The organism is Pseudomonas sp. W3I7, from assembly GCF_030816095.1.
GTDB lineage: Bacteria > Pseudomonadota > Gammaproteobacteria > Pseudomonadales > Pseudomonadaceae > Aquipseudomonas > Aquipseudomonas salomonii.
This window is the reverse complement of record NZ_JAUSXP010000001.1, coordinates 46,065-68,912: the sequence shown is the minus strand read 5'-3', so window position 1 is coordinate 68,912 and position 22,848 is coordinate 46,065. Positions and strand designations below refer to the sequence as shown.

21 protein-coding genes and 1 pseudogene are annotated in these 22,848 nt (G+C 62.3%); 4 read left to right on the top strand and 18 right to left on the bottom strand.

Features of this window, described 5'->3' with window-relative positions:
• Window positions 1-58 precede the first annotated feature (58 nt).
• Window positions 59-778: a 16S rRNA (uracil(1498)-N(3))-methyltransferase gene (locus tag QF043_RS00355; RefSeq protein ID WP_307417151.1), complete on the top strand. Its 720-nt coding sequence runs from the start codon at window positions 59-61 to the stop codon at window positions 776-778.
• Between the two features lie 118 nt (window positions 779-896).
• Here QF043_RS00355 and QF043_RS00350 read toward each other — a convergent pair whose 3' ends face one another.
• From QF043_RS00350 to QF043_RS00340, 3 genes are read right to left on the bottom strand one after another with little or no spacing between them, the layout of a single operon-like run.
• Complete coding sequence (locus QF043_RS00350; RefSeq protein WP_307417150.1) at window positions 897-1,799, bottom strand: transporter substrate-binding domain-containing protein; 903 nt, start codon at window positions 1,797-1,799, stop codon at window positions 897-899.
• A gap of 24 nt (window positions 1,800-1,823) precedes the next feature.
• Complete coding sequence (locus tag QF043_RS00345; RefSeq protein WP_307417148.1) at window positions 1,824-2,174, bottom strand: RidA family protein; 351 nt, start codon at window positions 2,172-2,174, stop codon at window positions 1,824-1,826.
• 10 nt (window positions 2,175-2,184) lie between these two features.
• Window positions 2,185-3,426 (bottom strand): D-amino acid dehydrogenase, encoded by a 1,242-nt coding sequence (locus QF043_RS00340; RefSeq protein ID WP_307417147.1) that lies wholly within the window; start codon window positions 3,424-3,426, stop codon window positions 2,185-2,187.
• A 108-nt stretch (window positions 3,427-3,534) separates the two neighbouring features.
• On the opposite strand from QF043_RS00340, the gene QF043_RS00335 reads away from it, so the two are divergent.
• Window positions 3,535-4,437, top strand: coding sequence for a LysR family transcriptional regulator (locus tag QF043_RS00335; protein ID WP_307417146.1), 903 nt, complete (start codon window positions 3,535-3,537; stop codon window positions 4,435-4,437).
• A gap of 124 nt (window positions 4,438-4,561) precedes the next feature.
• Here QF043_RS00335 and QF043_RS00330 read toward each other — a convergent pair whose 3' ends face one another.
• Entirely contained in the window at window positions 4,562-5,179 is a 618-nt protein-coding gene (locus QF043_RS00330) for a hemolysin III family protein (protein ID WP_307417145.1), read from the bottom strand.
• 393 nt (window positions 5,180-5,572) lie between these two features.
• On the opposite strand from QF043_RS00330, the gene QF043_RS00325 reads away from it, so the two are divergent.
• Window positions 5,573-6,487: a LysR substrate-binding domain-containing protein gene (locus tag QF043_RS00325; RefSeq protein WP_017139426.1), complete on the top strand. Its 915-nt coding sequence runs from the start codon at window positions 5,573-5,575 to the stop codon at window positions 6,485-6,487.
• A 102-nt stretch (window positions 6,488-6,589) separates the two neighbouring features.
• On the opposite strand, the gene madM is transcribed toward QF043_RS00325, so the two are convergent.
• The 12 genes and pseudogenes from madM to QF043_RS00265 form a co-directional block, all read right to left on the bottom strand.
• The gene (gene madM, locus QF043_RS00320; protein ID WP_307417144.1) at window positions 6,590-7,354 is read right to left on the bottom strand and encodes a malonate transporter subunit MadM; all 765 of its coding nucleotides are present in this window, start codon (window positions 7,352-7,354) and stop codon (window positions 6,590-6,592) included.
• Window position 7,355: 1 nt separating this feature from the next.
• Complete coding sequence (gene madL / locus QF043_RS00315) at window positions 7,356-7,760, bottom strand: malonate transporter subunit MadL (RefSeq protein WP_024077881.1); 405 nt, start codon at window positions 7,758-7,760, stop codon at window positions 7,356-7,358.
• Between the two features lie 67 nt (window positions 7,761-7,827).
• The gene (gene mdcH / locus QF043_RS00310; protein ID WP_307417143.1) at window positions 7,828-8,727 is read right to left on the bottom strand and encodes a malonate decarboxylase subunit epsilon; all 900 of its coding nucleotides are present in this window, start codon (window positions 8,725-8,727) and stop codon (window positions 7,828-7,830) included.
• A complete protein-coding gene (locus tag QF043_RS00305) occupies window positions 8,724-9,320 on the bottom strand; it encodes a malonate decarboxylase holo-ACP synthase (protein ID WP_307417142.1) in 597 nt (198 codons plus the stop codon). The genes mdcH and QF043_RS00305 overlap by 4 nt, the downstream gene beginning before the upstream one ends.
• Window positions 9,314-10,084: a biotin-independent malonate decarboxylase subunit gamma gene (mdcE, locus tag QF043_RS00300; RefSeq protein ID WP_307417141.1), complete on the bottom strand. Its 771-nt coding sequence runs from the start codon at window positions 10,082-10,084 to the stop codon at window positions 9,314-9,316. Before mdcE ends, QF043_RS00305 begins: the two co-directional genes overlap by 7 nt.
• Window positions 10,081-10,923, bottom strand: a complete 843-nt coding sequence (locus tag QF043_RS00295) for a biotin-independent malonate decarboxylase subunit beta (protein ID WP_307417140.1) — start codon at window positions 10,921-10,923, stop codon at window positions 10,081-10,083. The genes mdcE and QF043_RS00295 overlap by 4 nt, the downstream gene beginning before the upstream one ends.
• Window positions 10,916-11,215 carry a malonate decarboxylase subunit delta gene (locus tag QF043_RS00290; RefSeq protein ID WP_056857713.1) on the bottom strand — a complete coding sequence of 100 codons (300 nt, stop codon included), beginning with the start codon at window positions 11,213-11,215 and terminating at the stop codon, window positions 10,916-10,918. Before QF043_RS00290 ends, QF043_RS00295 begins: the two co-directional genes overlap by 8 nt.
• Window positions 11,215-12,048, bottom strand: coding sequence for a triphosphoribosyl-dephospho-CoA synthase (locus QF043_RS00285; protein ID WP_307417139.1), 834 nt, complete (start codon window positions 12,046-12,048; stop codon window positions 11,215-11,217). The genes QF043_RS00290 and QF043_RS00285 overlap by 1 nt, the downstream gene beginning before the upstream one ends.
• Window positions 12,049-13,719 (bottom strand): malonate decarboxylase subunit alpha, encoded by a 1,671-nt coding sequence (gene mdcA, locus QF043_RS00280; protein WP_307417138.1) that lies wholly within the window; start codon window positions 13,717-13,719, stop codon window positions 12,049-12,051.
• A gap of 260 nt (window positions 13,720-13,979) precedes the next feature.
• Window positions 13,980-14,415: pseudogene (locus QF043_RS00275) on the bottom strand (hypothetical protein).
• Entirely contained in the window at window positions 14,378-15,007 is a 630-nt protein-coding gene (locus tag QF043_RS00270; protein ID WP_307417137.1) for a nucleotidyltransferase domain-containing protein, read from the bottom strand. Before QF043_RS00270 ends, QF043_RS00275 begins: the two are co-directional and overlap by 38 nt.
• A gap of 239 nt (window positions 15,008-15,246) precedes the next feature.
• Window positions 15,247-15,477, bottom strand: coding sequence for a DUF6124 family protein (locus QF043_RS00265; protein WP_307417136.1), 231 nt, complete (start codon window positions 15,475-15,477; stop codon window positions 15,247-15,249).
• Between the two features lie 600 nt (window positions 15,478-16,077).
• Here QF043_RS00265 and QF043_RS00260 point away from each other — a divergent pair.
• Window positions 16,078-16,365 (top strand): HigA family addiction module antitoxin, encoded by a 288-nt coding sequence (locus QF043_RS00260; RefSeq protein ID WP_020301914.1) that lies wholly within the window; start codon window positions 16,078-16,080, stop codon window positions 16,363-16,365.
• A 135-nt stretch (window positions 16,366-16,500) separates the two neighbouring features.
• Here QF043_RS00260 and QF043_RS00255 read toward each other — a convergent pair whose 3' ends face one another.
• Together QF043_RS00255 and QF043_RS00250 are read right to left on the bottom strand one after the other, a co-directional pair.
• A complete protein-coding gene (locus tag QF043_RS00255) occupies window positions 16,501-16,956 on the bottom strand; it encodes a chemotaxis protein CheW (RefSeq protein ID WP_307417135.1) in 456 nt (151 codons plus the stop codon).
• Window positions 16,949-22,786, bottom strand: coding sequence for an Hpt domain-containing protein (locus QF043_RS00250; protein ID WP_307417134.1), 5,838 nt, complete (start codon window positions 22,784-22,786; stop codon window positions 16,949-16,951). Before QF043_RS00250 ends, QF043_RS00255 begins: the two co-directional genes overlap by 8 nt.
• Between the last annotated feature and the right edge of the window lie 62 nt (window positions 22,787-22,848).

The window sequence follows — 22,848 nt, the reverse complement described above, 5'->3', positions numbered from 1 at the left end:
ACCGCTATCGCGGGCAAGCCCGGCGCCCACAGGTTTTGTATTTTTTCAGAGAACAGAAATGAGACTGTCCCGTTTTTTCACCGACACCCCGCTCAGCATCGGCGAGCATGAATTGCCCGAAGCCCAGGCGCACTACATCAGCCGCGTATTGCGCATGGGCGAAGGCGATGCCGTGCAATTGTTCGACGGCTCAGGCCAGGAGTTTCTCGGCACTTTGCTGGAAGTCGGTAAAAAACGCGTCACCGTGCAACTCACGGAACGCTTTGCGGGCCAGGCCGAATCACCGCTGCACATCCACCTCGGCCAAGGCCTGTCCCGGGGCGAGCGCATGGATTGGGCGATTCAGAAAGCCACCGAATTGGGTGTGAATGCAATCACGCCGATCTTCAGCGACCGCTGCGAAGTACGCCTGAAGGATGAACGCGCCGACAAACGTCTGTTGCACTGGCGCCAGGTGGCGATCAGCGCCTGCGAGCAATGCGGGCGTTCGACGGTGCCGGCGATTCACCCGCCGCTGTTACTGGCCGACTGGTTGAAGCAAGCCGAGGCGGATTTGAAGCTGGTGCTGCACCCGGTGGCCGAGCCGATGGTCAGCCACGCCAAGCCATCGAGCCTGGCGTTCCTGATCGGGCCTGAAGGTGGGTTGACCGACGCTGAAGTACACGCTGCCCAAAACGCCGGCTTCCACGCCGCCCGCCTCGGCCCGCGGGTGCTGCGCACCGAAACCGCGCCGGTCGTCGCATTGAGCGTGGCCCAGCAACTCTGGGGCGACTTCTAACCCGCGCTGCAAACCACAATCAAAACTGTGGGAGCTGGCTTGCCTGCGATAGCGTCGGCACATTCAACACCGCTATCGCAGGCAAGCCAGCTCCCACACTAATCGGGTTAACACTTCGCTATTCCACCGGATCACTCACCGGCTTGGCAATAATCGCCTTCAACTCGCGGGTCATCGGGAACTCCAGGTTCAGGCCCTTGGGCGGAATCGGCTGTTCAAACCAGCGCTGATAAATCCCGTTGATCTCCCCGGAGCGGTACAGGTCGGCGAGCGTTTCGTTGACCACGGCAAGAAATTGCGGGTCGTCCTTGCGCACCATGCAGCTGTAGATCTCCCGCGACTGCTCCTTGCCCACCACCACCCAGTGGTGCGGGTCACGGGCTTTGGCACGCTCGCCGTAGAGCAGCGCATCATCCATGTAGAACGCCACTGCGCGGCCGGTCTCGAGCATTTTGAACGCTTCGCCATGGTCCTTGGCGCTGATCACAAACATATTGGCCTTGTGGTCGGCGTTATAGCTCTTGAGAAAACGCTCATTGGTGGTGCCGGCCGTGGTCACCACGTTCTTGCCCGTGAGGTCTTCAAAACCCTGGATGCCGCTGTCCTTGGCGGTCAGCAGTTGGCCCTTCACATAGATAAACCCGTAGGAAAACGCCACCTGCTTCTGCCGCTCGGCGGTCACACCGGTGGAACCGCATTCCAGGTCGACGGTGCCGTTCTGCACCAGCGGAATACGGGTCTGAGAGGTCACCAGGTTGTACTTCACATTCAGCTTGGCCACCCCGACTTTCTGCTGGATGCGCTCAACGATCTTGTTCGCCAACTCCACCGAATAGCCCATGGGCGTACCGCTGCCATCGCCCACATAGGAAAACGGCACCGAGGCATCGCGATAACCCAAGGTGATCGACTTGGCATTCGCGATCTTGCTCAAGGTGCCGTCCAGCGGGGCTTGATTGGCCTGAACCTGTGCGCCAAACAACAGCCCCAGGGTGCAGCCGGTCAACAGGATTTTTTTCATTGTTATTCTCCGTTGGTCTTTTGGTCATTTACGTACAGCAATCACGCTGATTTCTACCAGCACCGTCGGGCGCGCCAGTTCGGCCTGCAAGGTGGTGCGTGTCGGCGCCATGCCCGGCGACAACCACGCGGACCACACTTCATTCATGGGTGCAAACCCGCTGCCGATGTTTTTGAGGTAAATCGTGGCGTTGAGCACGTGATCCTTGTCGCTGCCGGCTTGCGCCAGCAGTGCGTCGATTTTGGCCAGTACTTCGCGGGTTTGCGTGGCCACATCCTGGCCGTCGCCCGGCACCTGGCCCGAGAGGAACACCAAGTCCTTGAAGGTGACGGCGCCAGAGAGGCGCTCGTTGCTGCTGATTCGAGTGATGGTCATGGCTGTATCCTTAAGCGGCGCGGGGCGTGAGGCCCTGCATATCGATGGAAGGCGCGTGCTCGCTGATCAGTTCGGCCAGCAATTGGCCGCTGCCGCAGGCCAGGGTAAAACCCAGGGCGCCGTGGCCCAGGTTCAACCACAGGTTGCGATAGGCACTGGCGCCGATCAGCGGCACGCCGGTGGGCGTCGCCGGGCGCATGCCGGCCCATTCCACGGCGTGGGCGTAATCGCCGGCCGTTGGGAGTGTCTCCATGGCCTGGCGTTTCATCAGCGCCAGGCGCTTGGGCTCAAGGCCTGCATCAAAGCCGACGATATCCACCATGGCCGCGACCCGCAGTTGCTCGCCGATGCGCGCATACACGATCTTGCGGTCATAGTCGGTGACACTCACGTTCGGCGCCTGGTGATGCGCGCCAATCGGCACGTTCAGGCTGTAGCCCTTGAGCGGATACAGTGGCAATGACAACCCAGGCAAACCCAACTGCGCGCTGCGATGCCCGGCCGCCAGCACCAGTTGATCCACCGCCATCACCTCGTCACCCAACTCGATGGCCTGCACCGCGCCGTCGGCGTGGCGTATGCGAGTAACCTTGCGGCCCAGCAAAAACCTGCAGCGCCCCGAGGCTTCGAGCCGGGCCGCCAGCCGTTGGCAGAAGGCGTGACAGTCAGCCACCTCCTCGTTCGGCGTGTAGATGCCACCGAGGAAATCAGCGCCCATTAACGCTGGCTCCAAGTGCGCACAATCGGCCGCGGATATCACCTGTTGCTGCACGCTATGGGTGACCTTGCTGCGCGCATGCTCAAAGGACGCGGCGTTACGAAACGTCACCAGTTTGCCGTTGCGGCGCCAATCGAAGCCCTCCAGACGATCGCCTTCGCGCCATTGCTCCAGCGTGGCCTGGCTCAAGGACGCCAGGCGCAGCAGGTGCGCAGCATTGCGTTTGTTCACCGAGCCACGGCAGGCGCCGATAAAGGCTGCCATCCAGCGCCATTGCTGCGGGTCGAGGCGTGGGCGCAGCTTCAGCGGCGAATCACCGCGCAACAACCAGCCGATGGCTTGCAGCGGCACACCTTTGTCGGCCAACGGCGCGACATAACGGTAGGAGAGCTGCCCGCCGTTGGCGAAACTGGTCTCGCTGCCCAGGCTGTCCCGCGCTTCGATCACTGTCACTTCATGGCCTGCACGCACCAGGGCGTAGGCACTCGCCAAGCCGATAACGCCACCACCGATGATGCAAACCCGCTTGGCCATTGCTGCCACCCGCTGTTGAATTGACTGGCCCCAAGCCTAGAGCCAGGTGACAGGCCGCCGACAATGAATAAAGATGGGTCACCTATAAACAAAGGTTATGGACTTGCCATGCGCCTGCGTCATATCGAAATCTTCCAGGCGATCCGCCAGACCGGCTCCGTCAGCGCCGCCGCGCAGCTGTTGCACGTTTCGCAACCGGCGGTGACCAAGGTGCTGCAGCACGCCGAGTTGCAGTTGGGCTTTCCGCTGTTTTTACGGGTGCGCGGCAAACTGCAGCCCACACCGGAAGCGCTGGCGCTGGAAAGCGAAGTCGAGAAAGTCACCGAAAGCCTGCAAGGCGTGCGCCGCCTGGCCAAGAGCCTGCGCCGCAAGCCGGGCCAAAGTGTGCGTATTGGTGCGATTCCAGCCCTGGCCCTGTCGTTGCTGCCGCCGGCCATTCTGGAATGGAAGCGCGACTACCCGGACATGGTCTGTGAACTGTCCAGCGACCATAGCCGCGAGCTGGTGCAGAAGCTGTTGATGCGTGAGATTGACCTGGCCCTGACGCTGAACTTCTCCGGCCATCCGGGGCTGACCACGCAGGTGCTGGCCAACGGCGTGTTGGTGGCGTTGGCGTCCAAGGGCTATTGGTCGGATGCGCAGTTGAGCAAGCCCCTGCCCTTGGCTGACCTGGCGGGTGCGCCACTGGTTGGCCTGTCCAGTGCCGACCCGTTGGCCGCCAAGCTCGACAGCTACCTTGAAAACGTCGACCCACCGCCACGGGTGAGCATTGCCGTACAGACCTATTCCCTGGCCCGGGCGATGGTGGAGTCAGGTGCCGGGTTGACGGTGATCGACCCGTTTACCGCCCTCGGCGCGTCGACCGCGACCACCTGCATTCGCCCGCTGACGCCGCCATTGCCGATCACCCTGTACGCCCTGACCCGCGCTGATGAGCCGCCGCCGCATATGTTGGCGAACTTGCTGCAGATCTTCGGCAAGCGCGCCCGCGAATTGCTGGAACGCCTCTAAGGACACCACCTATCCAATGTGGGAGCTGGCTTGCCTGCGATAGCGTCGGCACATTCAACATCGCTATCGCAGGCAAGCCAGCTCCCACACAAGCCAGCTCCCAAAAAAAGCCAGCGTCCACAGGTCACAGCACGTAATGCATGATCGCCACAAAGTGCAGCAAACTGCCGCCGATCACAAACAAATGCCAGATCCCATGGGAATGGCGCAGGCGATCCTCGAGGGCGAAAAAGATGATGCCGACGGTGTACAACATCCCGCCCGACGCCAGCCAGATAAACCCCGCCGTGCCCAGCGCAGCAATCAATGGCTTGACCGCCACCAACACAATCCAGCCCATCACCGCATAGATCACAATCGACAGAATCCGCGCCTCAGACCTTGGCTTGATCTCCTGCAAAATGCCGATCACCGCCAGCCCCCACACAATCCCGAACAGCGTCCAACCCCACGGCCCGCGCAGCGTCACCAGGCAAAAGGGGGTGTAGCTGCCGGCAATCAGCAGGTAGATCGAAAAGTGATCAACCTTCTGCATGATCTCTTTTCGCCGCCCCTGCACGCTGTGGTACACGGTGGACGCGCTGTACAGCACCAGCAGGGTAAAACCATAAATCGCCACACTGACGATCTTCCAGGGGCTGCCGTCCAGGCTCGCCACCACCAACATCCACACTGCGCCGACAAAAGCGGCAACCGCCCCGGCCAAGTGGCTCCAGGCGTTGAATCGTTCCCCGTGATACATGTGTCACTCACCTCGAATAACCGTTACCACATGGTTGTGCCAGGACCATTCTGACGCTACCGGCACTGTTGCAGGTAACACGCATTTCTTCATTTGCCCAACGACCCCGTGCCGATGGAACACTTACTGAGTCCTGTGGGAGCTGGCTTGCCTGCGATAGCGGTGTGTCAGCCCATCATTCAATAACTGACAGACCTCATCGCAGGCAAGCCAGCTCCCACATACGCCAATCTCCATGGCCTGGCATGGCGTGCCGGGTGCGGTTGTGACCGTGCGCGGGCTGTACCTGTTCCCTTCGGTACACCCGCCTGGTGCTGGGCCTGTGCAGCGCATGGCTGGGAGTGAAAGGGTTTTAGGGGCACAATCGATGGCATTCGAACCCGAGCCACGGCCATGCTGATCGACGAAGAATTCACCCTCAAGAAGCTGGAAATCTTCCTGGCGTTCATGCGCACCGGCAACCTTGCCCGCGCCGCTGCCGAGTTGCAAACCAGCAACGTCAGCGTGCACCGTGCTATTCACTCGCTGGAAAATGCGCTGCGCTGCCCGTTGTTCAAACACGAAGGGCGCAACCTCACCCCGCTGGAAAGCGCCTACGTGCTGGAAGAACGCGCCCAAAAGCTGGTGGCCGACGTGGTCGACAGCGTGCGCCTGACCCGCGAAGCCGCCGGGTTTTCCGCCGAGCGTTTCAAACTGGGCTCACTGTATTCGCTGACGGTCAAAACTGTGCCGCAACTGATCATGGGCCTGAAAATCAGGCGCAGCGAACTCAATATCGACCTGATTCTGGGCTCCAACTTCGACCTGCTCTACAAGCTCAAGAACATGGAGGTGGACGCGATCCTGATCTCCCTCGACGACCACGCCAACGACCCCGACTGCGAACAGATCGCGCTGTTTTCCGACGACATCTTCCTCGCCACACCGGCCGATTCACCCTTCGACCGCGAGCAGCAGATCGACCTGGCGGATGTGCGCGATGCGACCTTCATTACCCTCACCCAAGGCTTCGCCACCCATCAAGACGGCAACCGGGTGTTCAAGCAGGCGGGGTTCGAGCCGAAGGTGGCGATGCAGGTGAACGACATTTTCACGCTGTTGAGCATGGTCAGTTCAGGTGTGGGTTATGCGTTGCTGCCAGGGCGGATTGCAGCGGTGTATGAGAACCGTGTGAAGCTCATACCGCTGCAGCCGCGGTATCGGTTGCAGCAGCATATTGGCGTGGTGTTCTTGAAGGCCAAGGAGCGTGATCCGAACTTGCTGGCGTTGCTGGCGGAGTGTCGGATGTATGCCAATCGCCAAACCTGACACCGCCATCGCAGGCAAGCCAGCTCCCACACTGGAATGTATTCACACATCAAAATGTGGGAGCTGGCTTGCCTGCGATGAGGCCCTGATAGCCGACAATAATTAACCGACGATCCCACGCACAATGAAGTACAACAGCGAAGGCCCCAGCAAACACCCAAGCCCGGTATGAAACGTGGCCGTCAACGCGCCATAGGGCACCAACCGTCGATCCGTCGCCGCCAGCCCCGCCGTCACCCCGCTCACGGTGCCGGCCAACCCACCGAACACCATCGCCGAACGCGGGTTATCCAGGCCCATCCAGCGTGCCGCCACTGGCGTGCCGACCATCACCAGAATCGCTTTGATCAACCCGGTGGCAATCGACAACGCCATCACATCCGAGGTCGCGCCAATTGCCGCACCGGTCACCGGGCCGACGATGTAGGTCACAGCGCCCGCGCCGATGGTGGTCATGCTGACGGCATCGCGATAACCAAATGCCCAGGCCATGCTCGCGCCAACGATAAACGGCAGGATCGTGCCCAGCAGCAACGCGATCACACCAATCAACCCAGCCTTGCGCGCTTCAGTGGCTTGCACCTCAAACGCGGTGGCAACAATGGCGAAGTCGCGCAGCATCGCGCCGCCCATCAAGCCAATGCCGGAGAACAATGCCACGTCGGCCAAGCCCTTTTGCCCGCCCGTCAGCGTGCCGCCAACCCAGGCCAGCACCAGGCCGATCACAATGGCAATCGCCGAGCCGTGAATGCGCCCGAAGGTCAGGCGCTTGGACAGCACCACGGAAACCCACATCACCACGCCGACGAAGGCAAACGCGGTGACCAGGCCGTTATGTTCCAAGCCTTTTTCGATGAGGTCCCACATATCAGCGGCCTCCCACAGGAGCAATCAGCGGCTCTTCAGCAGGCAACGGCTCGCCTTTGTGAGTACGGCTGATCAGCGCGATGGTGCAGCCACACACCACCACCGAACCGATCGCCGCCAGCACCGCCACCGGGCCGCCGTGCAGGGCGGTGACCACGTTCTGTTGCGCCGCCATCGCCACTACCACTGGAATGTACATGGCGCCCCAGAAGCCCACGCCCATCTCGCAATCCTTGGTCATGCCGCCGCGTTTTTGCATCCACAGGCGCGCGCAAATCAGCAGGATCATGGCGATGCCCACCCCGCCCACGTTGGATTTGACGCCCAGCAACACGCCGAGCATGTCGCCCATGATCACGCCTGCAAGCGTGCAGATCGCCAGCAAAGCCACACCGTAGATAATCATTGTTGTAGTCCTCAAAGTGCTTCATCGAAATTGTTGTTTTTGTGCTTCGAAAGCCTTGGGTGGTGCTTTATCGGTGGCGGCGCTCCTCCTCTTGCAGCAGGGCCTGCAAGGTGTCCAGGCGTGCGCCTTCATAGGCGATTGCGCTGCCTTGCTCGAAAACACGCCGGGACAGGCCGGTGAGTACCGCGCCAGGCGGCAGTTCGATTTGCAGGCGCACACCGCGCTCGTAGGCGCTTTGCACGGTGCCGCGCCAGTCGACGACGCGGCACATGTTGAAGGCCAGGTCGTCACGCAGTTGCTCGGGGTTGTGGATAGGTCGCGCGCGGGTGCTGCTCAGGTAGGTGATGCATGGCGCCTTGAGCGTTACAAACGCCTGCGCCAATGCCTCGGCGGGTTCGTTCAGCAGCACGCAATGGGATGGCACGCTCACGGCCAGGCGTTTGGCCACGCCGTTGCCTTTGATGCGTTGCGCGACACGCTGCATGGCTTCGTCACTGCCGGCGATGACGGTCTGGTTGTCCGCGTTGATATTGGCCAGGTACACCGGGGTTTGTGGGCTGTGGATTTCGGCCAGCAGCGTTTCGACTGTGGATAACTGCGGGCCGATGATCGCAGTCATGCCGTAGCCGTGTGGATAAGCGTTTTGCATCAGTTCGCCGCGCAGGCTCACCAGCTTTACCGCATCGTCAAACGCCAGCGCACCGGCAATGACGGCTGCCGGGTAAGCGCCGATGGACAGGCCCGCCACGTAATCGGGCGTGTGTTGCAATTGGCGGGCATGAGCCACGCCGGTGATCAACAGGCAAAGTTGCACGGCACGCGTGCTGGCCAGAGCTTGGGCCGAATCGAGCAGGCTTGCGTCTTCGCCCAGTGCATCGCTGGCTTCTTCCAGGACGTGGGCAGGCACCGCTTGCAGCATGCCCGCGCGCTGGGCGCCCTGCCCTGGAAATACCAGAAGGCTGCTCATGCCACGGCCTGCCAGGGGTCGAGCACAAGGTGCGCGCCGTGGGTGGTTTTAAGCAGCACCCGGCGTGATTCACCTGCCCACTCGCGCAACGCGACAGCGCCGAACGGGGTTTGCAGTTGCAGGTCGACGGCGCATTCGGCCGCGTCCAACAACGCCAGCAGATTGCGTGCAGCGATGCGCTCAAGTGGCTCGGGTGTGCACAGCATCAAATCCAGATCACTCTTGCCATGCAATGCTTCAATGCCGCTGGCCAGCTCGAAACCTGCACTGCCGGTGACGCCCCAGTCTTGTTGCGCCAACACCGGGCGCAGTTGATCCAGTGCGCGCAGTGCCGGCAAATCCCGTGACGAGATCACACTGCGCAAGTCTTGCGGCGTCACCCGCTGCTGCACCGCGACGATCGGCATCACCGCCGCAAACCGCTGCTCACGCAAGCGCCCGCGCACACCGACAGCCACGTAACCCGGCTCGCCCAGGGCGCGACGCACCACCACCGGGTGACCGGCGCTGATCACGTCCCGCGCCCAGGCTGGCGCGTCAGCGGGCAGATGCGCCGGGGTCATGCCCCAGAGCAAGTCGTGGGCGTTCACCATTGCTCTCGCAGCAGTTGGCGCACGTGGCTTGAGGCAGCACGATTGCTCGCACCCAGGCGCCCTTTCAGATCCGCGCTGTGGATATCTTGAATGGCGTGCAACAGGCAATCGCTGACTTGCGCCACGTCGTCCGCCGTGGGCTGTTCAATCTGGCTGACCGACAGGGTTTTCCAGAGCAAACCGAGGCTGGCATAGCTGTCGATGTCATAGGCCATGGGCGGCACGCTGGCCGCCAAGGCTTCGAGTTCTTCCACACTGCGCAAGGTCACTCGCGCCGCCGAAGCCTTGCCCATGGCGTGCACCATCACGCCAGGGTCACGCAGGGCGATCATACGGTTGGCCTGATAACCGTGAGCGAGAAACGCACCGGACATGGCTTTGCCCACCAGCAGCGCAATCACCGGGTGCCCGGCCAAGCGAGCGCGGGCATAGCTGTCGGCGGCGGCGGCCAGTGCCTGATGGATGCCGAGGGCTTCTTCGCGACGGCCATAGGCTTGGCTCGGCACATCGACGATAGCGATGATCGGGCGTTTGTCGCCCTTCTCGATGGCTTCGTCGACAGCCTTGGCAAGGCCCCAGCCCTCGAGTAAACCGACTTCGCCGTTGCGCGCACGCCGGAAACGATTTTGCGCGTCGGTGACCACGGCAATAAAACGCACGGTCTGCTCACCCACTACGCCGTCTGCAACCTTCAAAGAGTCCGGCAACCCTTCGACAGGCGTTGCACCGGCGCTCAATGCGTGGAACCACTGCAAGCCTCTCATGGGCGATCTCCTTGATACAGGTCGCGCACCGTCGCGGGGTCTATTTGCGGCGTTGCGTCCAGCTCGGTAAGGCGCGCCAGGTAGAAGTCGACCTGACGGCTGCGCTGTTGCTCGGGCAAACCCTGTTGCAGCAAAACGCTGACGGTCTGTTGAATCTGCGCCACATCGTCCGCCACATAACGGTCGGCCAAGCCGCTGTTAAAACGCTGCTCGCCGCCGGTAAGGCTCCAGATAAACGGCCGGTCGCGGGAGTCGTACTCTTCCAGGCCCGCTTCCTGCTCGATCACTTGCGGGCCATTCAAGCCCAGGCGGGCTTCGCGGGTGACCACCAGATAACTGCACAACCCGGCGGCGATGGACATGCCACCAAAACAACCGACGCTGCCCGCCACCACGCCGATTACCGGCTGGTACTGGCGCAGGTCGACAATCGCCGCATGGATATCGGCAATCGCCGCCAGCCCAAGGTTGGCTTCCTGCAAGCGCACACCGCCGGTTTCCAGCAGCAGCACGGCACGGGTCGGAACACCGTTGCGGTTGTCTTCAGCCGCCAATTCGAGGGCACCGGCGATTTTCGCGCCGCCCACTTCACCAAGGCTACCGCCCTGGAAATTGCCTTCGATGGCAGCAATCACCACCGGCAACCCGGCGATGCTGCCCTTGGCGATCACCACGCCGTCATCCGCTTGCGGCACCACGCCTTGACGGCTGAGCCACGGCGACATGACGCGCTGGAACGGGTCGATCAGTTCGCGGTAAGTGCCGCTGTCCAGCAGCGCCTTGGCCCGCTGCCGGGCGCCGAGTTCGACGAAACTGTGCTTGTTGAGTAAATCAGTCATGGCCGATCTCCTCGAAACCCTGTTCCAGGCGCAAACGCACCACGCCGGGGGTGGCGCCGAAGTCGTGGATATCAATCTTCAAGGCCGGCGGCGTGTGTTCCTGGAAGATTCGTTCGAACAGGTGCTGCCAACGTTGCTCGGCGCCATTCACGGAGGTCTGTACTTGAATGGTCAGCGTGCCGGGCGTGCCCGGTTCCAGCAGCACTTCCAGGTCGCCGGAGCCGACGCAACCCACCAGCGCACGGCCTTTGGGCGGCTGCCCGGCGGGGAATTCAAAGGATAAGGTTTCCATCACAACGCTCCGTCGAGGCGGTCGATAAACAGGCAGGCGGCCAACAGGTCGGCGGCGCCGCCTGGCGAGGCATTCAGGGCCAGGAGTTGCTGGTCGAGTTCGTGCAGGTGGCGGCGCCCGGCGAGGCTCGCGCTGCCGCCAGCGTCCAGCACCGCCTGGGCGCCGCGCTGCATGGCGTACAGGCCTTCGGTGCCGGCGCGGTAGAGCACGCAGGTGTCGGCCAGGTCGGTCATGATCGCGAGCAAGGCATCCAGGCGCGCATTCTGTTCACCGGCGTTTTGCTGGCGGCTTTTGTGCAACTGCGGCAGGCCGCGTTGCACCACGGCAGGGAAGCCCAATTGCGCTTCTTCACGGGCGCCGCGTGCACCGTAGCGCTGCGCGACTTGCGCGCCATGGCTCAGCGGTTGCGGGGCGAAACGGTCGTTGAGCAAGGCCAGCTTGGCGGCGGTGAGCGTGACGGCGCGTGGTGCCAGGGCCGCTGCGGCAGTGAGCAAGCCGAGTGCCCAGATCGCGCCGCGATGGGTATTCACGCCATGGGTGGTAGCGAGCATGGCTTGCTCACCTTCTCGACCGATACGCCCGAGGGCTTCGCGCAAGGGCAAGCCGACTTCACCAAACTCAAGCGCCGCTTCGGCCATTTCCTTGAACATCGGCCACAACGACAGCGCCGAGGCGTGCATCAAGCCCAGGTGCAAATCGCGATGGGCACCATTGCCGCGACGGTCTACCAATGCGGGTTTGGGCGACAGGTCAGCCTCATCAATCAAGGCATCCACGGCCATATCCGCCAGGCGATCGGCTAGGCTCAGTTCATGCAGTTTGAGGGCGCGCATTTACCAGCTCCTGAACTTGGCGGGCGGGTTGTACAGGCCACCGGACCAGTCCACCAGGTCGGCCACGCTCTTGGCGGCGAGCAGCTCGCGGGTGGCGTCGGTGCGACGAATCCCCAAGTCTTCGGGCAAGGCAATCAAGCCTTCGCGGCGCATGCGCGCGGTGTCCTTGGGGTTGTGGCGCATACCGATGGCGGTGACGCCTGCAACGGCGGCGATCATCGCCTGGCGCTCCTCCAGCGAGCGCGCCTTGTACAGATAGGCGATGCCTTCTTCGGTAAGCAGGTGAGTAACGTCGTCGCCGTAGATCATGATCGGCGCGAGCGGCATGCCGCTTTTGCGCGCCACTTCCACGGCGTCGAGGGTTTCGACGAAGGTGGGTTTGCCGCCTTCCTGGAAGGTCTCGACCATTTGCACCACGAGCTTTTTGCCGCGTTCCAGTAAAGCCTCAGGCGCGTCATCGTGGCGCATATCGAGCCAGGCCGGCGTGCCGTGGCGGCGGCCGCGTGGGTCGTGGCCCATGTTCGGCGCGCCGCCGAAACCGGCAAGACGGCCGCGGGTCACGGTGCTGGAGTGGCCGTCGCCGTCCACTTGCAGGGTGGCGCCGATAAACAGGTCCACCGCGTATTGGCCGGCCAATTGGCAGAACATCCGGTTGGAACGCATCGAGCCATCGCGGCCGGTGAAGAACACATCCGGGCGGGCGGCGATGTAGTTTTCCATGCCCAGTTCGGTGCCAAAGCAATGCACGCTTTCCACCCAGCCGCTTTCAATCGCGGGAATCAGGGTGGGGTGCGGGTTGAGGGTCCAGTTGCGGCAGATCTTGCCCTTCAGGCCCAGGGATTCGCCGTAGGTCGGCAGGATCAACTCAATGGCGGCGGTGTTGAAACCGATGCCGTGGTTGAGCGACTGCACATTGTGTTTTTCGTAGATGCCACGGATCGCCATCATCGCCATCAGCACATGCACCGGCTTGATATGACGCGGGTCGCGGGTGAACAGCGGTTCGATGTAGAACGGCTTGTCGGCCACCACCACAAAATCCACCCAGCTCGCCGGGATGTCGACGCGGGGCAAGTCAGTGACGTCATCCACCAACTGGTTGACCTGCACAATGACGATGCCGTCGCTGAACGCCGCGGGCTCGATCAGCGCCGGCGTGTCTTCGGTGCTGGCGCCGGTGTAGATATTACCGGCGCGGTCGGCCATGAAACCGGCCGAAAGCACCACGTTGGGGATCAAGTCCACCACCAGCCGTGCGTAGAGTTCGATGTAGGTGTGGATCGCGCCGATTTCCAGCAGGCCGTCTTCGAGCAACTGGCTGATGCGCAGGGATTGGGTGCCGGCGAAGGAGAAATCCAGCTTGCGCGCGATACGCTTTTCAAACAGGTCCAGGTGCTCGGAACGGCCGACACTGGGCATGATCATGTGCAAATCGCGGAGCTTGGCCGGGTCGGCCTTGGCCAGTGAGCGCGAGAGAAAATCGGCCTGCTTCTGGTTGTTGCCTTCCAGCACCACACGATCGCCGGGCAGGATCAGCGCTTCCAGCGCTTCGACGATTTTGTCACTGGGCAACACCGCCCCGTCTGCGTATTTTTTAACCAGCCCGAGCCGCCGCTGCTTCTCGTCGCGCCGCCGCGTCCAGCGCGAATCGGGGGTGTTGGTTGTTGTCATGGTCGCTCCACGGGGTTTGCTGTCGTGGGCTGTACCTTAGGAGTGAAAGTGGGGGGCATCAATCAAGCCCGGCGGCGGATCGTTACGGTTGGAGTAACGGACCCTCAATAAACAATGAGTTAGCGCCGAATGAAGATGAAAATGTGGGAGCGGGCTTGCTCGCGAATGCAGGGTGTCAGGCGGTACACCTGTAACTGACCCACCGCATTCGCGAGCAAGCCCGCTCCCACATTTGTTCGGTGGTGTACAGGGGAATCGTGTCACTGCCACTGATGGCCAGCCAGCACGTCTTCCACTTTGCCCAGCAGCATCGTCGCGCCTTCCATCAACTGCCCAAGCAACGCCTCATCCTCATCCATATATCCTTCATATTCCGCCAGGTTGCGGCGCTCATGACACAGCGCCAATAACCTCACCCTGCACCTTGTTCGCGTCGACGGTGTGAATGAGGCATTGAAAGACCAAATAGCGTTTGTCGGAGCGATACCCGCACAGGCGCAGAGCTGTGAGCGCGATAGCGTGGGCGGCGTTGTACGCCAAGTCGAAACGACTGGCGAAGGCTAACTGCGGATTACCTGCATCCCTCAATCGATCCCGCGCCGAGCGCATCAGCCCATCACACTCTTTGCGATCCGGCGGCTCAGCCTTCAAGCCACCATTACGTTGCAGGTTTTCCAGGTTTGCCTTGCTGTCCATCCATGGACTCCTGAGGGTTGCCCCCCATCAGATTGATCTTGTCCTGCTGCACGACCCGCTGCACAAAACTGTTCCCGGCACTCCATTTGCTGGTCCAGTCTTCAGGGGTGTAAAGCGTCGGGTTGATGGTGCGGCCCAGCTGCTCTTCCAGCGGCATGAGCTGCTCCATGACTTCACTGTAGTTGAGGCTCTGGCCGATCAGCATAAGATCTATGTCACTGGATGAGTGCGCCTCGCCCTTGGCGATGGAGCCGTAGATAAAGGCCCAGGTTATCTGCTTGGCGAACGGTGCCAATGCATTGCGCAAGGGTTCGTCCAGGCTCAGGGTTTTGCGCACGATGGCCAACAACTCCGAGTAAATTGGGCATTGGGGGTTGGCTTGATAGTGGGTCTGATTGCCTTGGCGCGTCATGCTCAAAATGCCCGCCAGCTGCAAACGCTCCAGCTCGCGGGTGAGGCTGCCTTTGCCCACTTGAGCCGCGCGTGCGATTTCATTGGTGTAGAAACTTTGATCGGGCTTGCCGAAGAGCAGGCCCAGCACTTTTTGCTGGGTGTTGGTGAAGAGTGCAGTGCTGAGCGACAAGGTTTGCATGGCAGAGGCCAAAGAGTCCCAAAAAGGGAACGATAGGTCCCTTTTTGGGAACGATCAAGTCATCCACGACCTGCGGCTACTTTCAGGCTGCCGCACAGAGCCCCTGTGGGAGCTGGCTTGCCTGCGATGGCGGTGGTTCAGCTATGAAGTTGTGGGCTGACAGTCCGCTATCGCAGGCAAGCCAGCTCCCACATTTGCTCAGGGGTGCTTATTAGATAGCGGTCCCTTTTTGGGAACGCTTAGGCGGGGCTGACTTGTTCCAGTGCTCTGTCGACCAACAGCTGACTCAGCTCTGCCATTTGCTGGATCGCCAACATGCTCGCGCGCTGGGCGGGGTCCAGGTCGAAGGCAAGGTTGCAGGTCAGTACGTTGAGGGAGCACAGGGTTTCGCTGGCGTTGGCCAGTAGAGCTTCGGTGTTTTGGTGGGGGTTTACGGTGAAGAGGGGCGGATTAGGGGTATGTTTAACCATGATTTACAGCTCCGATATGTGATGGAGGCTGCCCTCTTCCGCTTGCACGCGAATAAGGTGGCAGCTGTGCGCAGGTGTGCAAGACCGGGCATATCGGACCCCGGCAGACCCCGAGGGATCTCCCGCGCACAGCCGCCATAACAAATACAGCGAGCATAAAAAACGCCCGTTGAATGGCTATGGGCGTTGGTGCGCCGATATGTAACCGGACTTGCACGTCCGTGTCACCGTTTTTCGATGACGGGACGAAGACTAGCCGCCATGACTACCCACAACAAGTTCATGCACAGCTCGAAATCTTGCAGGAAAATTCCGAAGGCTGGGCACAACGCTCACGGCAAAAACGCTTCCTGTGGCGAGCGGGCTTGCCCCGCGTTGGGCTGCGAAGCGGCCCCAGCAAGGTAAACGCGGTGTATCAGGCAAACCGAGTCGGCAGGTTTGGGGGCTGCTGCGCAGCCCAACGCGGGGCAAGCCCGCTCGCCACAGAGAATATTCCGACAAGGTTTTCAGGTTGTTGCTTGGAACCCGGCCCTCTAGTCTTTTTTTCCCCACCGAACATCACCACGGGCGAACATCATGAACCCGACCATCAAACCCAATATAGGTATGCACAACCCACCTCACCCAGGTGAAATCCTGCTTGAAGATGTGATCCCGGCCTTGGGCATTACCATCACCGAAATGGCACGACGCCTGGGCTTTGCCCGCGAGACATTTTCAAGGATCTTGCATGGGCATGCGCCTGTCAGCCCAGACCTTGCCGTGAGGTTGGAGCGGGCTGGTGTGAGTACCGCGCAGCTATGGTTGTCGATGCAAAGTGCCTACGATTTGTGGCAGGCCGAGCATCGGGAGCAGCCAGTGATTGAGCGGTTTGCGCGGATTGATTGAGGTCTTGAGCCGAACACATTCATTCTGGGAGCTGGCTTGCCTGCGATGGCGGCGGGCCTGCTGTTGATGCAGTGGCTGACAAGCCGCTATCGCAGGCAAGCCAGCTCCCACATTGGAACTTCACAAGGCTTGGTTTCAGGCCAGGCCGGACTCGACCAACAGCGCTTCAAGCCCCATCAAATCCGGCACCTTCGCCACATGCTCGCCCACTTGCACCGCCGCAAGTTCCAGCGGGCACAGTGGCACGTCTACGTAGCTCAGTTCGCTGTCGAGCTTGTACGAGCGCGGAATGCCCTGGATCACCAGCGCAATAAACTTCAACGTCGGCCGCCCGCCCAGCGCGTTCAGCACCACGATGCGCGAGCGCTCGGCGGTCAAGATCGCTTCGCCGCACACGGCTTCAAAGCTGATCAGGGGTATTTGCCGGTCACGCCAGGTCACTTGCCGCAGGTACCACGGCGGCGCATCGCTGGCCGGTTCGCCGCGCTGGAAGTCGATCAGCTCGGCCACGGCCACATTGGGCAACACCAGATGCCGGGCGGCCAGGGGCAACAACAAACCGGTGAGTTGGCTGGTGCGGTGGTCAAGCATGGGACTTGCTCCAGTAGGCGATGCTTTCCAGCAGCACCGACTCTTGGTACGGCTTGCCGAGGTAGTCGTTGACGCCGATGGCCATGGCGCGGTCGCGGTGTTTTTGGCCGGTGCGCGAGGTGATCATGATGATCGGCAGGCGCATCAGGCGCGGGTCGTTGCGCACCTGGATCGCTACTTCGAAGCCGTCCATGCGCGGCATTTCGATGTCGAGCAGCATCAGGTCCGGGGTGTGTTCTTCGAGCAAGGCGATAGCGTCGACGCCGTCTTTGGCGGTGAGCACGTTCATGCCGTTGCGTTCCAGCAGGCGGCTGGTGACTTTGCGCACGGTGACCGAATCGTCCACCACCAGCACCAGCAGCGGGCGCTTTTTCAGCGGGTCGTTGAGGATCAGCGGCGCGTCGATCGCCTGGGCCGGCAAGGCCGGTTGGCGTGCACGGATGTGCGCGAGCAGATCAATGATCAGCACCACGCGGCCATCACCCAGGATGGTCGCGCCGGACAAGCCCTGCACGCCCGCAAACTGCGGCCCCAGGCCCTTCACCACAATCTCCCGCGTACCGACCATGGCATCCACATGCACCGCCACGCGCCGTTCGTTGTATTGCACCAGCAGCATCGGCACCGGCTGGTATTGGCCGAGCAATTTCGGGCGGCTGACGGTATGCAGCAGGTCGCCAAGGTAGAACAATTCGTAACGCTGGCCGCCATATTCATAACGCGGCGGGTTTTGCTGATAGTGCCCGGCCAGCTCGTGGGGCAGCACACGCACCAGGCCTTCGATGGTGTTGAGCGGGATCGCATATTGATCGTCCGCGCACTGCACCATCAGCGCCCGGTTGACCGACACGGTAAACGGCAGGCGAATACGAAAGTGCACGCCCGCTCCGGGCGTGGAGTCAATCACCATCGAGCCGCCAAGCTGGCGCACTTCTTCGTGCACCACATCCATGCCCACGCCGCGCCCGGAAATCTGGGTGATTTTCTCCGCCGTCGAGAAGCCCGGTTGCAGGATGAACTGCAACACGTCACGGTCGCTGATCTCTTGATGGGGGCCGAGCAGGCCGCGCTTGATCGCCTTGCGCCGCACCGCGTCCAGCGGCACGCCGGCGCCGTCGTCGCGCATGTCGAACACGATATCGCCGCCTTCGTGGGTCAGGTCCAGGGTGATACGACCCTTTTCCGGTTTGCCCGCTAGCACCCGTGCTTCGCGGGACTCCAGGCCATGGTCGACGGCGTTGCGCAGCATGTGTTCCAGCGGCGCAGCCATACGCTCCAGCACGTTGCGGTCCATCTCGCCTTCGGCATTGCCGACCACGAACTCCACGTCCTTGCCCAATTCCTGCGCCACCTGCCGCACGATGCGCTTGAGGCGCGGCAGCATGCGTTCAAACGGCACCATGCGGGTGCGCATCAAACCCTCTTGCAGCTCGGTGTTGATACGCGCCTGTTGCTGCAACAGGTTGTGGGCATCCTGGTTGCGGCGGTCGAGGGTTTCCTTGAGGTCCAGCAGGTCGGAAGCGGACTCGGACAGCGCACGGGACAGTTGCTGCAACTGCGAATGGCGGTCCATTTCCAGCGGGTCGAATTCTTCATAACCCAAGCGCTCGGCCTCGGCCTGCTGACGGCTGAGGATACGGCCCTGGGTTTCGCTGTCGAGGCGGCGCAGTTGGTCGCGCATGCGCTCGATGGTGGTTTCGACCTCGTTGAGGGCCGTGCGCGCATCATTGACCTGCTGCTCGATGCGCCCCCGGAAGATCGAGGTTTCACCGGCCAGGTTGACCAGATCATCGAGCAAATCGGCGGAGATTTTCACCATGTCCGCAGCCGGGTCGACCGCCGCTTCGGCCTTACCGGCGGGCAGGGCAACCGGCGCCAGCGGCTCATCGCTCGGGTGCACCAGGCTCTTGATCCGCTCGATCAGCTTGTCCACCGAGCCCACCGGCAAACCGTCCGCCACGGCATCGATCATCTGCGCCAAGCGGTCGTGGCAACCTTGCAGCAGCGAAAACAGTTCCGGCGACGGCGCCAGCAAACCGGCCGACAACCCTTCGTAGAGAAACTCCAGCTCATGGGCCAGATCGCCAATCGGCCCGATTTCGACCATACGCGCGCCACCCTTGAGGGTGTGCAGGTCGCGCAGCAGGGTTTCCACTTCCTGGCGATTGTTCGGCTCGGCCTGCCAACGCACCAGCGCGCTGCCGGAGCTGTCGAGAATATCGGCGGCTTCTTCGAGGAAAATTTCCAGCAACTCGGGGTCGGCCGTCGCCACTTCGGGGGCTGCGACCGGGGCCGCGGGCGTGCTGCTGTGGCGCAACTCGCGCAGTTGCGCGATCAAGTCGCTGGAGTCGCTGAGGGGTTGTTGGTCTTGCAGTTGATCCAGCTGCAAGGCCAGCCGCTCGTGACTGGCCATCAACACGTGGGACAACTCGGTGGAGTAACTGTAACGGCGGTCCACCAAGCCTTCGTAGAGGCCTTCCAGCTCGTGGGCGAGGTCGCCAATCGGGCCGATTTCGGCCATGCGCGCGCCACCCTTGAGGGTGTGCAAGTCGCGCTGCAATGACGACAACGGCGCGGCGCTGTCGGGCTCCAGCAGCCAGCGCTTGAGCGACTGCCCGGCGCTGTCGAGGATGTCCACGGCTTCTTCGAGGAAGATCTCGACGATTTCATCGTCCATCGCCGTGTCCTGGCTCAACTGCGCCGTGGCCGCGCCCAGTTCAGCAATGCTGAGGGCACGGCTGCCGTCGCTTTTGATCAGGCCGGTGGCCGACGGGTCGAGGGCTCCATCGAGCAATTCGCGCAGGGCCTGCACCCGCGCCGGCGCCGGGCTGATTTCCTGCCCCGCCGCCAACTGGTCGAGCATGTTGATCAGCGCGTCATGGGCCTGTTCAGCTTCGTGGAAAAACCGCTCGCTGACCGCCAGGCTGCTCTCCTCCACCGCGCCGTAGAGGTCAAGCAAGGCTTCGCAGAGTTCGTCGATGCTGTGCAGGTCGGCGATATGCGCGCCCTCGCCCAAGGTGGTCAACTCGTCCAGCAGCGCGGTGAGTTCCTGACGTTCGCCGGGGTGCTGCTGCCAGCGGCGCAACAGGCTTTCGGCGTCGAGCAGGATGTCCATGCCTTGGGCCAGGAAGTTGGCGATCAACTGCGGGTCGCGCTTGATACGCAGGCCTGTGTTCGGCGCGTCGAGCAAGGCTTGCAGTTGTTGGTCGAGCAGGCGTTGGGTGCGGCTGATCAGGTCCGGCGCACCTTTGATCGGCACCAGCGGGTCGCTGTCCAGTTGACGCAGGCCGCGCTGGAACAAGCCTTCGGCTTCCAGCAGCAGTTCCACTTCGTCCAGGTCCAGCGGCAGACGGTGGGCCTTGTACTCACGGGTCAGGTGATCCAGCGGCCGCGCCAGTTCGGCAATCGGCAATACGCCGGCCATGTAGGCACTGCCTTTGAGGGTGTGCAGGGCGCGTTGCAGCTCATCGCTGACTTGCAGCGGCACATGCTCGGCGGCCTGTTGCAGGAAGTGGTTGATGCTCTCCAGGTGGCTCTGGGCTTCGTTGCGGAAGATCTCCAGCAGCATCGGGTCGTGGGGCTCGGCGGCTGTGGCAGTGCCACCGGTCGCCGTTGCAGTGCCACTGGCCAGGGCATGGGCACGGGCGGCCAGGGCGTCGACTTCATCGCGCTGGTGTTGGTCGTCGGTGGCGAAGTCGGCGATCAATTCGGGCAGCAGGGCCACCGCTTCATCCAGCACGTGTTGCACGTCGGGGTCGAGGGCCACGCTGCGTTCGAGCACGCGATTGAGCAGGTTTTCCACGGCCCAGGCCAGCTCGGCCAGCACCAGCGCGCGGACCATGCGGCCACTGCCTTTCAATGTATGGAAGGCCCGGCGCATTTCGCCCTGGGCGGTTTTGTCGGCGCTGTTGGGCAGGTGGCGGTGCAGCACGTCGAGGACTTCGTCGGTCTCTTCAAGGAAGACTTCGCGCAGCTCATCGTCGATAGGTTCTTCATCGGCCGGCGGCGGCAGCAAACTGCCGGGGCGATGCAGCGCCGGTGGGTTCAAGCGCGTGATCGGGCTGGCCAAGGCATCGAACTGGGACTGGCTCGGCGTGCTGTCGGCCGGCAATGCACCCTCTGGCGCAACCAGCGCCTGACGCCAGGGCTTCTCGGCGGGCAGGTAACCCAACGCGGCCAAGCCCTGGGTGGCCAGTTCCAGCACGCGTTCGCCCGCGGCGTCAGCGTCCTGGAGCATGCGTTCCAGGTAGTACTCAAGGCTGCTGATCACCTCGGCAAAATGCGCCAACTGCGCCTGGGTCGGCGGCGCGTCGTTGACCATCAACTGTTCGTCGACGTAATCGGTGCAACCCCGCATCAGGCTCGCTGCGCGTGGCAGTGGAATCATCGCCAAGGCGCCGCGCACCTGGCTGAGCAGCTCCGGCAGCGATTCCAGGCGTTGGCGGTCCCAGTCGGCTTCGATGCAGTCGATCACCAGTTCTTTGGCCTGGCGCAGGCATTGGCACGACTCGCGGATCACCAATTGATGAATCTGCGTCAGGTCGGTGGTGGGCAGGCGGCTTTCTTCGCGGCTTTCCGGTTCGACGGTGCCGACCATGCCGGCCAGTGTGGCCTCGACATAGAGCAAGGCGCCGGCGACGTCCATCAGTACGGCGTCATTGGGTTCGCGGTGACCTTGCACCAGGCTCAACACCACGGCGAGCTGGTCGATGATCACCTTGCGCGGCTGGCCGAAGCCCAGCACGGCCAAGGTATCAGCGATCTGCCGCAATGGCGCCAGCAGCGCATCCAGGTCGTCGGTGTGTTGGCGGTCGCTGCGCACGAACAAATCGAGGCGCTCCTTGACCCGCACCAGTTCCTCACACAATGCGCCAAGCACCGAGCCCATGGCATTGCGATCCGGCCCGGCCAGGCGCGCCCGTTCGGCGTCGACCACGGCACTGTCGGGCAAGGCCTCATCCAGGCCATAACGTTCCTTGAGGCTTTGCATGCGCGGCGTCGGCCGGGTGACCTTGGCCACATAAAACAGCAGGCTCTTGAGCAATTCGTCCGGCGCAGGCTGGTTGATGCCGCCAATGCCTTGGGCCAGCAGGCGCTTGAGTTGCTTGTCACTGGCCTTGAGCAGGCTGCGCAGCGCCGGGCTGTTGGCGATTACGCCAGTGAGCATGCCTTCGACCAGCGCCGAGGTGACTTGCCACAACGGCAACAGCGGCGCGCCCTGGCACAGCGCTTCGAGGCGCGCAAACACCCGCGCCATGTCTTCGAGGTTGCTCGGGCCATGGTCTTCGCGCAGCAGGCCGGCCAAGGCTTGTTGCAAAAGGTGGTGCCACTGGCGCAGTTGTTCGTGCAGTTCTGGCACTGCGCGCTGGGCCAGGGCTTCGTCGGGCAACGCTGCAACCGACAGCAGTTGCGGGCTGAACAGGCTGGTTTCCGACAACAGGCTTTCGCCGCGCGCGCTGCGCAGGTCGTTGAGCAGCGGCAACACCACCAGCGGCAGGTCGCGGCGGGCGCTGTGTACGCGGTCCAGATACAACGGCAATTGGCTGAGGGCTTGTTGCAGCAGGCGGATGCTTTCATCGCGCTGGCCGACGCGCTCGGCTTGCAGGGCCAGGGTGAGTTCTTCGATCTCTTCGGCGAGCAGGGCTGCGCCGTAAAACTCCACCATCTGCAGCGCGCCATGCACTTGGTGGATGGCGGCCAGGCACTCGGCGATGGCGTCGCTGTCGTGGGTTTCGACAAACGCATCCAGCGCCGAACGGGCCTGTTTCAGGGTTTCGGCAATGTCGCCCTTGACCCATTCGAGGGCCACGTAGTCGTGCCGATCAACCATAACTGCTCCGCTTAAAATTTATGAGTTGCTGGTGTTGCCAAAAAACAATGGAGCTCCCACAT